The sequence below is a fragment of the Kitasatospora sp. NPDC007106 genome, from assembly GCF_040634455.1.
GTDB lineage: Bacteria > Actinomycetota > Actinomycetes > Streptomycetales > Streptomycetaceae > Kitasatospora > Kitasatospora arboriphila.
The window spans coordinates 1-12668 of the sequence record NZ_JBEYFP010000131.1; the positions used below are offsets into that span (position 1 = coordinate 1).

Sequence of the window (12668 nt, forward strand, 5' to 3'; positions counted from 1 at the left end):
CGCCCTCGTCCAGGCCGTGGAGATCAAGGACGCCTACACCCGCGGCCACAGCGAACGGGTCGGCCGCGCCGCCGTCCTGATGGCCCGCCAGCTCGGCATGGCCGAGGACCGGATCCGCACCCTGCACTTCGCCGGCACCCTGCACGACGTCGGCAAGCTCGGCGTCGCCACCGAACTGCTCCGCCGCAACGGCCCGCTCACCGAGGCCGAACGCCGCGCCGTCGAGGTGCACCCCGTCTTCGGCCACGAACTCGTCCGTGACCTCGCCTTCCTCGGCGAGGCCCGCGAGGGCATCCTGCACCACCACGAACGGCTCGACGGCCGCGGCTACCCGGCCGGGCTGGCCGGCGAGCGCATCCCCGAGTTCGCCCGGATCATCTCCGTCGCCGACGCCTTCGACTCGATGACCTCCACCCGCTCCTACCGGCGCGGCCGCCCGGTCGCCGAGGCCGTCGTCGAACTCCAGCGCTGCGCCGGCAGCCAGTTCGACCCGGTGATGGTCACCGCCCTGGTCGCCGCCGTCGACCGGCACGGCTGGCAGCCCGAACCGCCGCCGCCCGGCGGCTGGGACGGCGAGGTGCCCGACATCCCGCTCGGCGTCCCCGAGCCCGCCCGCCGGGTGCCCGGGCCCGGCGGCCGGATCAGCGCGGGCGGCACCCCGTGAGAACCGGCCGGCGCGGCCTCCGGCTCCCGCCGTCCGCCGTCCACGCCGCCGCGGCGCTGCTGCTCGCCGCCGCGCTGCTGCACGTCGCCCTGCACGGACTCGCCCAGCCACGGGTGGCGCTCGCCTTCGGCGCGGCCGTCGCGGTCGGCGAGTGGACGCGGATCACCCTGCCCGGCGACCGCGAGCAGGCCCCGCTCGGCAGCGCCGCGGCGCTCGCCTACGCCCTGCTCGGACCGCTCCACGCGACCCCCACCGACCACGGAACGCTGCAGGTCGTCGCGGTCACCGGGCTCGGCACCCTCGCCGGGCAGCTGCCGCTCGCCCTGCCCGCCGTCCGCGCCCGCCGCCGCACCGACCCGGGCCGCACCGACCCGGGCCGCACCGCCGCCACCGGCGGCAGGGGCGGTAGGGGCGGCAGGGGCCGGGCCGACGGCACGGGCTCCGGCGCGCTCCGTGGGGACACCGTGCGGGCCGACACCGCCGCCCGCAGGCTGCTCACCACGGCCTTCGCCGCCGTGCTCTTCCAGCCGGTCTACGGCAGCGGGCTGCTCGACCGCGCCCCGCTCTCAGGACCGGTCTACGGGGCCCTGCTGACCGGCGTGGCCGCGCTGACCGCGCTCTGCGACACCGTGCTGGCCGCCGTCCTGCACCGCGCCCGGGCCGGCCTGCGGTTCGGCGCCGCACTGGAGGACGAACTGCGCTCGCTGCTCGGCATCGGCTCGGCGATCGTCGCCACCGGCATGCTGGTGAGCCTGCTGGCCGGCGAGGTCGGCCTGTGGGCGCTGCCGCTCTTCTGCACCCCGCTGCTGCTCGCCCAGGCGTCCTTCCGGCGGGCCGCCGAGATCCGCGCCACCACCGGCCAGACCATCGAGGCGCTCGCCCGGGCCACCGAGACCGCCGGCTACACCCCACCGGGGCATGCACGCCGGGTCGCCGACACGGCGTGCGCGCTGGGGCGCGAGCTCGGGCTCGGGACCAGGGACCTCGCCCTACTGGAGTACGCCGCGCTGATGCACGACATCGGCCAGCTCTCCCTCGTCGAACCCGTCCCCGGCGGTGCCACCGCCCTGCTGCCCGCCGCCGAACAGCAGCGGATCGCCCGCCTCGGCAGCGAGGTCATCCGGCGCACCGGCGTCCCGCGGCGGGTCGGCGAACAGGTCGCCCGGCTCGCCGATCCCTGCCGGCTGCCGGACGGCGCCGCCGACCGCAGCCTGCCGCTGGCGGCGCGGATCATCCGGGTCGCCAACGCCCACGACGACCTGCGGACGGAAGCCCGTGCCCGGGGCCTCTCCGCGGCCACCGCGGGCCTCGCCGCCCTGGAACGCCTGCGGCTGGAACGCGGCGGCGCCTACGACCCCGCCGTGGTCGACGCATTGGCCAGAGTGGGCACCGCGGGCCGCGAACCGGCCTGAACCGCCGCGCAGGGAGCGCGGGCCGCCGCAGGCGTGGTTGGATGCGGTCGTAGCGTGGAACACCGGATGCGGGGCCACCCGGCACACCGGATCGTTCCCGTTGCAGCAGCCGGCCTCGGAGCAGGTGCTGAGAACTGGCGGACGACAACGGCAGGGACGGAACGTGAGGATCTTCCACCGCGCACGGCACCGGCCGTCGGCCACCTGGCGGCAGACGACCGACCGTGCCTTCACGCTCATCGGCGACGGCCGCTACGAGGACGCCGGCGCGCTGCTCGTCATGGCCGCCGACCTGGAGCCGTGGCTCTCCGACTCCTGGTTCAACCTCGCCCTGCTGCACAAGTTCCGCCGCGACTGGGAGCAGGCCCGCACCGCCGGGCTGCGCGCCGTCGCCCTGCTGGACCGCGAGACCGGCGCCCCCGACTGGTGGAACCTCGGCATCACCGCCACCGCCCTGCAGGACTGGCCGCTCGCCCGCCGGGCCTGGCAGGCGTACGGACTGAGACTCCCCGGCGGGCCCGGCACCGCCGCGGACGGGCCCGTCGACCTGGACCTCGGCACCACCCCGGTGCGGCTCTCCCCGGACGGCGAGTCCGAGGTGGTCTGGGGCCGCCGGCTCGACCCGGCCCGGATCGAGGTGCTGTCCATCCCGCTGCCGTCCTCCGGCCGCCGCTGGGGCGAGGTCGTGCTGCACGACGGCGCCCCGCACGGCGAGCGGGTCGCGGACGGCGTCGCCTACCCCGTCTTCGACGAGATCGAGCTGTGGGCGCCCTCTCCGGTGCCGACCTTCGTCGTGCTGCTGCAGGCCGCCACCGCGGGCGACCGGGACGCCCTGGAGCGGCTGGTCGCCGACGCCGGGTACGCCGCCGAGGACTGGACGAGCTCGGTGCGGCTGCTGTGCCGGGCCTGCTCGGAGAGCCGGATGGCGATCGACGACGGCCACACCGCGCACCACGACCCGCACGACGACGGCGACCCCACCCACCCCGGCCACCTCAGCCACCTCAGCCAGGGCAGCGCCGGCACCTCCTGGCTCGCCGAGCGCGAGTGCGGGATCGCCGCGCCGGCCTCGCTGGTGCGCACCCTGCTGGACCGCTGGGTGGCCGCCTCCCCCGCCACCCGGGCGTACCGGGACCTCGAAGAGGTTTGCTGAGGAACGGGTCCGCCCGGCGCCGTACCCTTGAGCGGTACACCTGGACGGAACCACGGAGCGGAAACCAGCGATGGCCGACGAGCACGAGCACGACCACCCCGAGCAGGACGAGACGGCGGAGCAGCAGGTCGTCGGCGAGCTGCCCGACGTCTCGAAGGGCACCGCCCGCCCGATCACGGTGTTCGGCAACCCGGTGCTGCACCGCGAGGTCGCCACGGTGACCGCGTTCGACGGTGAACTCGCCGCGCTCATCGACGACATGTTCGTCTCGATGTACGCGGCTGACGGGGTCGGCCTGGCCGCGAACCAGATCGGCGTCGACCTCAAGGTCTTCGTCTACGACTGCCCGGACGACGAGGGCGTGCGCCACGTCGGCCACGTCGTCAACCCGGTGCTGGAGGAGCTGCCGGCCGGCCGCCGCGCGCTGGACGACTCGCCGGAGGGCTGCCTCTCCGTGCCGACCGCGTACATGGAGCTGGCCCGCCCCGACTTCGCCGCGGTGACCGGCCAGGACAAGGACGGCAACCCCGTCCGGGTCGAGGGCACCGGCTTCTTCGCCCGCTGCCTGCAGCACGAGACCGACCACCTGTACGGCTACCTGTACATCGACCGGCTCTCCAAGCGGGACCGCAAGGACGCCCTGCGCCAGATGTCCGAGGGCACCCCCAAGTACGCGACCGTACCCAACGACTGACGGTACGGCGGAACACGCGGCGAAGGGCCGCACCCGGATCCCGGGTGCGGCCCTTCGGCATGCTGCGCCCCAGACGGCGGCGCGGCCTAGAAGTCGTCGTCGAAGGAGACCGAGCCCTCGACGGCGACCTGGTAGGCGGAGACCCGGCGCTCGAAGAAGTTGGTCAGCTCCTGGACGTTCTGCAGCTCCATGAACCCGAAGGGGTTGGTGGAGCCGTAGCGGATCGGCAGGCCGAGACGGGCCAGGCGCTGGTCGGCGACGGCCTCCAGGTACTGGCGCATCGACTCGGTGTTCATGCCGGGCAGGCCCTCGCCGCAGAGGTCCTGGGCGAACTGGAGCTCGGCCTCGACGGCCTCCTCCAGCATCTCGGTGACCTGCTTGGCCATCTGCTCGTCGAAGAGGTCCGGCTCCTCCTCGCGGACGGTGTCCACGACGGAGAACGCGAAGTCCATGTGCATGGACTCGTCGCGGAACACCCAGTTGGTGCCGGTGGCCAGGCCGTGCAGCAGGCCGCGGCTGCGGAACCAGTACACGTACGCGAAGGCGCCGTAGAAGAACAGGCCCTCGACGCAGGCCGCGAAGCAGATCAGGTTCAGGAGGAACGCGCGGCGGTCCTCCTTGGTCTGCAGCGAGTCGATGTGGTCGACCGCGTTCATGTACTTGAAGCAGAACTGCGCCTTCTGGTGGATGGAGGGGATGTTCTCCACCGCCGCGAAGGCCGCCGCGCGGTCGTCCGGGTCGGGCAGGTAGGTGTCGAGCAGCGTCAGGTAGAACTGGACGTGCACGGCCTCCTCGAACAGCTGCCGGGACAGGTAGAGCCGGGCCTCGGGGGAGTTGATGTGCTTGTAGAGGCTCAGCACCACGTTGTTGGCGACGATCGAGTCACCGGTCGCGAAGAAGGCGACCAGCCGGCCGATCATGTGCCGCTCGCCCTCGCTCAGCTTGGCGAGGTCGGCGACGTCGGAGTGCAGGTCCACCTCCTCCACCGTCCAGGTGTTCTTGATGGCGTCGCGGTACCGGTCGTAGAACGACGGGTAGCGCATCGGGCGCAGCGTCAGCTCGAAGCCCGGGTCGAGCAGCATCTTCTGGCGGTCTTCGGTGCTCACTGGCAGGCCTCGCAGGACTCGGGGTTCTCCAGGGAGCAGGCGATGGCGTCCTGCTCGGCCTGGCTCATGGTCGGCGCGGGCACCGGCACGGCGGCGCGGGCGCCCGTGGCGGCCTGCGCGATCCGGGTGGCCGGGCGCGACCGCAGGTAGTACGTGGTCTTCAGGCCGACCTTCCAGGCGTACGCGTACATCGAGCTGAGCTTGCCGATGGTCGGCGCCGCCATGAAGAGGTTCAGCGACTGGCTCTGGTCGATGTACGGCATGCGGGCCGCGGCCAGGTCGATCAGCGCGCGCTGGGGCAGCTCCCAGGCCGTGCGGTACAGCGAACGGACCTCGGCGGGCAGCCAGTTGAGGTCCTGCACCGAGCCGTTGGTCTCGCGCAGCGCGTCCCGGGTCTGCTGGTCCCAGACGCCGAGCTCCTTGAGCTCGCGCACCAGGTACGGGTTGACCTGGAGGAACTCGCCGGAGAGCGTCTCGCGCTTGAACAGGTTGGACACCTGCGGCTCGATGCACTCGTACACGCCGGCGATGGAGGCGATGGTGGCGGTCGGCGCGATCGCCAGCAGCAGCGAGTTGCGCAGGCCGGTCTCGGCGATCCGGGCGCGCAGCGCGTCCCAGCGCTCCGTCCACTGCGGGGCGGCGGCACCGAAGTGGTCGATGTGCAGCTCGCCGCGGGCCGCGCGGGTCTCGCCGTACGCCTCGTGGCGGCCGAACTGCTCGGCGAGGTCCGCGGAGCGCTCGTAGGCGGTGAGCATGATGCGCTCGGAGATCAGGGTGGAGAGGGTCTTCGCCTCGGCGGAGTCGAAGTCGATCCGCAGCTGGAAGAAGACGTCCTGCAGGCCCATCACGCCGAGGCCGACCGGCCGCCAGCGGGAGTTGGAGGTGCCCGCCTCGGTGGTCGGGTAGAAGTTGATGTCGATGACCCGGTCGAGGAAGGTCACCGCGGTGCGGACGGTGGCGTCCAGGCGCTCCCAGTCCATCGCGTTCAGCAGGTCGGCGGCGGTGGCGCCGGCGGCCACGTGGGCGCCCAGGTTCACCGATCCGAGGTTGCAGACGGCCGTCTCGGAGTCGTCGGTGACCTCCAGGATCTCCGTGCACAGGTTGGAGGAGTGCACGGTGCGGCCGGGCAGCGCGGTCTGGTTGGCGGCCCGGTTGGAGGCGTCCTTGAAGGTCATCCAGCCGTTGCCGGTCTGCGCCAGGGTGCGCATCATCCGGGCGTACAGGGTCTGCGCCGGGATGGTGCGGACGGCCTTGCCGGCCTGCTCGGCCTTGCGGTACGCCTCGTCGAAGTCGGCGCCCCACAGGTCGACCAGCTCGGGCACGTCGGCGGGGGAGAACAGCGACCAGTCCTCGTTGGCGTTCACCCGGCGCATGAACTCGTCCGGGATCCAGTGCGCCAGGTTGAGGTTGTGGGTGCGCCGGGCCTCCTCGCCGGTGTTGTCGCGGAGCTCCAGGAACTCCTCGATGTCGGCGTGCCAGGTCTCCAGGTAGACGCAGGCCGCGCCCTTGCGGCGGCCGCCCTGGTTGACCGCGGCGACCGAGGAGTCCAGGGTGCGCAGGAACGGCACGATGCCGTTCGACTGGCCGTTGGTGCCGCGGATCAGGCTGCCGCGGGAGCGGATCCGCGAGTAGGACAGGCCGATGCCGCCGGCGTGCTTGGACAGCCGGGCGATCTGCGCGTAGCGGTTGTAGATCGAGTCCAGGTTGTCCAGCGGCGAGTCCAGCAGGTAGCAGGACGACATCTGGGGGTGCTTGGTGCCGGAGTTGAACAGCGTCGGAGAGGACGTCAGGTACTCCAGACGGCTCATCAGCCGGTAGAGCTCGGCCACCTCGGCCACCGACTTCTCGGTGTCGCCGACCGCGAGACCGGCCGCCACGCGCAGCAGGAAGTACTGCGGGGTCTCGACCACCTTGCGGGTGATCGGGTGGCGCAGCAGGTAGCGGGACTGCACGGTGCGCAGGCCGAAGTACTCGAAGCGGTCGTCGCCCTGCAGGTCGACCAGCGCGTCGAAGGCGGCCGCGTGCTTGGCCACGAACGCGGCCGTGGTGTCGCCGATCAGGCCCTCGGCGTGGCCGACGGCGATCGAGGCGGCGAAGGTGACCGCGCCCTGGGAGACCGCCTCGTCGCGGATCTCCAGCGCCAACAGGCGGGCCGCGAGCTTCGAGTACTGCGGGTCCTCGGCGATCATCGACGCGGCGGCCTCCACGGCCAGCCCGCGGAGCTCGGCGAAGTCCGAACCGGCGTGGCGGCCGCGCAGCGCGGCGGCGGCGACGTGGCCGGGGTCCACCTGGGGGAGGTCGGTGCTGCGGTCGGTGAGCAGCCGGAGCAGCGCGGCACCGGGGTCGGGCCGGTCGTTGTCGGCGGATCCCTGGGAGGGCAGGGTGACTGAGGCAGCGACGGTCAAGGCGCACTCTCTCCTGTGGCGGCAGCGGACGCTTCGGACACCCCCGGGCCGGGGGCCGGGGGCGCGTCCGGGCATGCGCGTGGCAGGGGAGACCGGCACCGCCCGACCGTGTCGGGGGTGCGCGTCGCCACCCGGCCCACCCGCGAGGCCCGGACGTACAGCTGTGCTTCATGGCATCTGCGGGGAAGCCGGTGGCACACCGTCGGCAGGCCCTCGGACTGCGCGGGCCCGGGCGTTCACGGGCCTGCTCACCGTTGCGGGGCAGTCCCGGACTCGCACCGGGTTCCCCTGCGTCGACAGCGAGAGTGAGCATACATGTTGTGGTGTCTCCCTGATGTACCCCCATATCTTGTGCACGCAGCGTGTCGCGTCCGTGGCTACGACGGCCTCGCCGAACGGGCCGTGCACACTTCGGGCACACCCGACCCACCCGTCGCCCCCGCGCTCCGCTCACGGAACGGCCACCGCCGCGGGAGTCTGCGGGCCCGATGGCCTACGATCTGCAGTCATGAGTGACGGTACGGGGGTGCCGCCCGGTTCTACGGGTCGGCCCGGAGCCCAGGGGATCGGCGAATCCCGCGGAGCGAGGACCGCCGGCTCTGCGGCTAGACCCTTTCCGCCGTGACCAAGTCCCTTTCCGCCGCGGCGGGGTGGCCGCTGTGCCGCCGGTCCTGGCTCCGGTGCGGTGTCGGGCTCACCCTGACCGCCTGCCTCTGCAACTCGCCGATGGCTCCGGGGCGGTTCGAGGGCGGCTCGATCGGGTGATGCCATCGGCATCGGCATCGGCTCGGCACCGTCGCCGACGGGTGCTTCCGCCCGGCTCGTCGAGTTCACGTGCGGGTGCGGGTGTCGGTGTGGTCGGGCTCCGGTCGAACGAATCGTTCGGGGCGAGTCACGTCAGAACGTCAGGGCATAGACCATCAGGTCGATGCCGGGCATCGGGGCCCAGTCGCGCTCGGGGGCACGGCGGAAACCGAGCCGTTCGTACACCCGGTGGGCGTCCGTCATGTCCGGGCGGGTGGAGAAGGCCATACCGGTCAGGCCGAGTTCGCGGCTGCGGTCCATCGCGGCCCTGACGAGGGCCGAGCCGACTCCGCGGCCGCGGGCGGCCCGGGCGACCGCCAGCATCCGGATCTCGCCCTCGTCCGGCTGCGAGATGTCGGCCCAGGCCGTACCGCCGACCGCGAAGGTCACGCAGCCGAGCACATGCTCGTCCCGGCCGTCGACGGCGACGAGGAGCTCGGCCTCCTCGCTGCGGCGGCGGGTGTCGCGGAGGAGCCCTGCGTACGGCCCTTCGGCGAGGCTGTAGCCGTCACCGACGTAGACCTCGACCGAGAGCTCGCCGGCCGGTTCGAGATCCCGTTCGCGGGCACGGCGGATGACGACGTCCATCCGTCCAGTCTGCCTTCCGGGGACCCGCCCCGGACGGCCGGGGGCCGGTGCAGCCGATCGGGGACGGACGGATCGGCGGGATAGCCGCCGGGGCGGTGCCAGTTGTCGCGGCCGTGCCGGCCGGTGCGGTCGAGCTCCCGGCCCACGACGGCCCCGATCAGGGCGAACGAGCCGATGAGGACGGACAGGACGATGGCGTTCTCGAACACGGTGGAGGTCATGCGACTACTCTCCCGGCCGGCCGGGAGCCCGACGAGTGGCAGGAATGCCCTCTTGCATCGAATTACTGCCAGCGCCATCCTGGAGCCATGCCGAAGCCCGGAACCGAGTCGAGGATCACCGAGTGGAGGACCGCCGAGTGGAGGACCGCCGAGTTGAAGACCGATGAGTCGAAGACCGCCGAGTTGAAGAACGTGGTCGCCGTCGTACTGGAGGAGGTCCATCCCTTCGAACTCGGTGTCGCCTGCGAGGTGTTCGGCCTCGACCGCAGCGAGGAGGGGCTGCCCGTCTACGAGTTCGCCCTCGCCTCCGACCGGCCCGGGCCCAAGCGCACCCACGCCGGCTTCAGCGTCGACGTCCCGTACGGGCCCGAACGCCTCGCCGAGGCCGACCTGATCGTCCTCACCGCCACCGGCCTGCGCGACGAGTACCCGCCCGCCCTCGTCGCAGCCCTCCGCGCGGCCGTCGAAGGCGGCGCCCGCGCCCTCTCCATCTGCAGCGGCAGCTTCCTGCTCGGCGCCGCCGGGCTCCTGGACGGACGACGCTCCACCACCCACTGGAAGCACGCCGCCGAGATGGCCCGGCGCTTCCCGCTCACCACCGTCGAACCCGACGTGCTCTACGTCGACGAGGACCCCGTCATCACCTCCGCCGGCACGGCCGCCGGGATCGACGCCTGCCTGCACCTCGTCCGCAAGGTGCAGGGCGCCGAGGTCGCCCGCGGCATCGCCCGGCGCATGGTCGTCGCACCGCACCGGGAAGGCGGCCAGGCCCAGTTCGTCAACCGCCCGCTGCCCGAGTCCGACGTCGACTCGCTTGCCCCCGTCCTGGACTGGATGCGCCACCACCTCGACGAGGAAGCCACCGTCGAGCGGCTCGCCGCCCTCGCCCACATGTCCCCGCGGACCTTCGCCCGCCGCTTCCAGCAGGAGACCGGCACCACCCCGCACCGCTGGCTCACCGGCCAGCGGCTGCTGCTCGCCCAGCGGCTCCTGGAGGGCACCGCCGAGCCGATCGACGCCGTGGCCGCCCGCTGCGGCTTCGGCAACGCCGCCACCCTCCGCCACCACTTCGCCCGCCGCCTCGGCACCACCCCGCACGCCTACCGCCGCGCCTTCGCCAGCCCCGAGATCGCGGCAGGGGTGTAGCGCGAAGGCGCGGGCAGAGGGGCGTGCTTGAGAGGTGCCGGTGGGTGCCCCGTGAGAGCGTGCGGGTGCCGGCGGCGCCTGCGGGTACTCGTAGGCGTGGTGGCAGGGCGAGTCCCTGGTGATGGGGGGCGGCCGCCGTGTCTCCCGGGTAGGGACGGCGGCCGGCCGGTTGCCTGGTCATCCGGCCACTCGCGTGGGCGGGGCGGTCCGGGCCGCGGGTCGGGGCACCCGGCGCCGGCGGCTCGCGGCGTTACTTGCCGAGGGCGGCGACGCCCGCCTGGGCGAACTGCTCGTCGAGGTCGCCGCTCGGGGCGCCGGCGACGCCGATGGCCGCCACGGGTGCGCCCTTGGCCTGCACCGGGGCGCCGCCGCCCAGGAACAGGGTGCCCGGTATGTCCTTCAGGTTCGGCGTCTGGGCCAGCCGCTTCGCCAGCTCGGAGGTCGGGGCGTTCCAGGAGACCGCGGTGAAGGCCTTGCGCTCCGCCGACTCGGGCGACTGCGGACCGGCACCGTCGCCGCGCAGCGCGACGATCGTGTTGCCGTTGCGGTCCACCACGGCGACCGAGACCCTGTAGCCGCCCTTGCCGGCCGCGTCCATCGTGGCCAGTGCGGCCTTGGTCGCGGCGTCCACCGACAGGTGCGCGGAGGACACCACGTCCTTGCCACCGACCTCGGCGCGGGCCACCGCAGGGGCACCGGCGGTGCCGGGAGTCTCCGCGCTCGCCGCCACCGCACCGAAGGTGCCCGCACCCAGGGCAGCCACCGCCACGGCACCGCCCAGCACCCGTGCCCGCATCGACGTCTTCTTCATTCCGACTCCTCGGCGACTCACCGGTCCGGCCCCTGCGGCTCGGACACACTTCGATCCTCAGGGCCGCGCCCCCTCCACCGCGTCGGCGTTCCGGCTCGCCTCCGCAGGCATGATGGAGGACATCGGGGTCAACCGATCGGCCGATGTGCGGCATCGGCGGACCGGCCAGAATCCCAACCAGGACGAGGTCGGTTCGTGACCGGTCCTTGGGGCCGGCCCTCGGCCTCTCGCTGGGCGGTGGGTGTCCGACGGCCGGTGCCGAGCGACGGCCGCGCCGGTCGGAGCATCGGAACGCCGAGGGCCACCGCGTACCACTGCACATCGGGGCAGCACCCGCAGCCAGGCCCGCAGAACAGCCAGACCCGCAGAACAGGAGGACCACGTGCGACCGCCGCAGCGCAACGACGCCGACACCGACGAACGCCGCCTCGTGCTCGTCCTCGACGCGGCCTTCCTGCTGCTCCTCGCCGGGTCCCTCAGCCGCTTCCTCACCCACCACCCCGACAGTCCGGCCACCCCCTGGGTGATCGGCCTCTCCGCCGCACTCGCCGCCGCCCAGCTCACCGGATCCCGGCTGCTCGCCCCGCCCCGCGCGGACTCCGGTCCGTCCCGTGAGGACGGTGCCGGCGAGGACGGTGCCGGCGAGCCGGCACCGTCAAATCGGGCCGCCATCCGGCCCAGCAGCGGCGCTGGCGGCCACGCCACGAGGGGCACCGACGCCCACGCCACCCGCCGCAGCCGTACCGCAGCAGGCGTGCTCGCGCTGGTCGTCGCCCTCTGGGTGGTTCTGGTCCTCCTGGCGCCCAGCTTCGCCTGGTGCGCCGTCCCGCTCGTCTACACCGCGCTGCGCACCCTGCCCGCCAAGGCCGCCCTGCCCCTGGTCGCCGTGCTCACCGCGTTGGTCACCGTCGGCCAGGCCCGGCTGCCCGGCCAGGCCGATGCCACCCTGCTGATCCTTCCGCCCACCGTCGCGGCCCTCGCCACCGCCGTCTTCCTCACCATGCGGAGACAGACCGCCCGGCAACGGGCACTCGTCGACGACCTCGTCCGCACCCGTCGCGACCTCGCCTCCACCGAGCGCCGCGAGGGCACCCTCGCCGAACGGGAACGCCTCGCCATGGAGATCCACGACACCCTCGCCCAGGGCCTCTCCAGCCAGCAGATGCTGCTCCAGGCCGCCGACCGCACCTGGGACGCCGACCCGGACACGGCACGCCGCCACGTCCGTACGGCCGCTGCCGTCACCGGCCGCAACCTCGCCGAGGCCCGCCGCTTCGTCCACGACCTCGCACCGGCCGAGCTCGCCGACGGCGGTGGGCTCGACCACGCCCTGCGGGCCCTCGCCGACCGTGAGAGCGCGGAGACCGGCCTGCCCGTCCGCTTCCACCTCGACGGCACGCCCGTCCCGCTGCCGCCCGCCGCCCAGTCCGCGCTGCTGCGGATAGCGCAGGGCGGCCTCGCCAACGTCCGTGAGCACGCCGACGCCTCCGCCGCCGCGCTCACCCTCTCCTACCTGGGCGACCAGGCCGTCCTCGACATAGCGGACAACGGCCGCGGCCTGCCACCGGACACCTCCGGTACGACGGCCTCCCGCGGCCACGGCCTGCCGGCCATGCGGGCCAGACTCCGCCAGCTCGGCGGCACCCTCACCGTCGAGAGCACCC

The 12668-nt window shown here is 73.5% G+C and carries 11 protein-coding genes and 1 riboswitch; of the genes, 7 read left to right on the forward strand and 4 right to left on the reverse strand.

Annotated elements, in window-relative coordinates; translation table 11 throughout:
- From ABZ641_RS14170 to def, 4 genes are all read left to right on the forward strand, one after another.
- Positions 1 to 664, forward strand: a 664-nt coding sequence (locus ABZ641_RS14170) for an HD-GYP domain-containing protein (protein WP_359981728.1), incomplete at its 5' end; no start/stop codon positions are given.
- Complete coding sequence (locus ABZ641_RS14175) at positions 661 to 2076, forward strand: HD domain-containing phosphohydrolase (protein ID WP_359981730.1); 1416 nt, start codon at positions 661 to 663, stop codon at positions 2074 to 2076. The genes ABZ641_RS14170 and ABZ641_RS14175, both read left to right, overlap by 4 nt.
- Positions 2077 to 2239: 163 nt before the next feature.
- Positions 2240 to 3229, forward strand: coding sequence for a hypothetical protein (locus ABZ641_RS14180; protein ID WP_030267884.1), 990 nt, complete (start codon positions 2240 to 2242; stop codon positions 3227 to 3229).
- 70 nt (positions 3230 to 3299) lie between these two features.
- Positions 3300 to 3923: a peptide deformylase gene (gene def, locus ABZ641_RS14185; protein ID WP_344624460.1), complete on the forward strand. Its 624-nt coding sequence runs from the start codon at positions 3300 to 3302 to the stop codon at positions 3921 to 3923.
- An 86-nt stretch (positions 3924 to 4009) separates the two neighbouring features.
- On the opposite strand, the gene ABZ641_RS14190 is transcribed toward def, so the two are convergent.
- On the reverse strand, positions 4010 to 5005 hold the full coding sequence (locus tag ABZ641_RS14190) for a ribonucleotide-diphosphate reductase subunit beta (RefSeq protein WP_344624467.1): 996 nt from the start codon (positions 5003 to 5005) through the stop codon (positions 4010 to 4012).
- A 20-nt stretch (positions 5006 to 5025) separates the two neighbouring features.
- A complete protein-coding gene (locus ABZ641_RS14195; RefSeq protein ID WP_344624466.1) occupies positions 5026 to 7410 on the reverse strand; it encodes a ribonucleoside-diphosphate reductase subunit alpha in 2385 nt (794 codons plus the stop codon).
- A 210-nt stretch (positions 7411 to 7620) separates the two neighbouring features.
- Positions 7621 to 7764: riboswitch (cobalamin riboswitch) on the reverse strand.
- 291 nt (positions 7765 to 8055) lie between these two features.
- On the opposite strand from ABZ641_RS14195, the gene ABZ641_RS14200 reads away from it, so the two are divergent.
- Complete coding sequence (locus ABZ641_RS14200; protein WP_359981732.1) at positions 8056 to 8199, forward strand: hypothetical protein; 144 nt, start codon at positions 8056 to 8058, stop codon at positions 8197 to 8199.
- A gap of 132 nt (positions 8200 to 8331) precedes the next feature.
- Here the strand turns inward: ABZ641_RS14200 and ABZ641_RS14205 are convergent, their stop codons facing one another.
- Positions 8332 to 8826: a GNAT family N-acetyltransferase gene (locus ABZ641_RS14205; protein WP_344624459.1), complete on the reverse strand. Its 495-nt coding sequence runs from the start codon at positions 8824 to 8826 to the stop codon at positions 8332 to 8334.
- Positions 8827 to 9134: 308 nt separating this feature from the next.
- Between ABZ641_RS14205 and ABZ641_RS14210 the strand changes: the two genes are divergently transcribed.
- Positions 9135 to 10193, forward strand: coding sequence for a helix-turn-helix domain-containing protein (locus tag ABZ641_RS14210; RefSeq protein ID WP_359981735.1), 1059 nt, complete (start codon positions 9135 to 9137; stop codon positions 10191 to 10193).
- A gap of 250 nt (positions 10194 to 10443) precedes the next feature.
- Here ABZ641_RS14210 and ABZ641_RS14215 read toward each other — a convergent pair whose 3' ends face one another.
- Positions 10444 to 11004, reverse strand: a complete 561-nt coding sequence (locus tag ABZ641_RS14215) for a heme-binding protein (RefSeq protein ID WP_359981738.1) — start codon at positions 11002 to 11004, stop codon at positions 10444 to 10446.
- Between the two features lie 382 nt (positions 11005 to 11386).
- On the opposite strand from ABZ641_RS14215, the gene ABZ641_RS14220 reads away from it, so the two are divergent.
- On the forward strand, positions 11387 to 12668 hold a 1282-nt coding region (locus ABZ641_RS14220), incomplete at its 3' end, for a sensor histidine kinase (protein ID WP_359981741.1).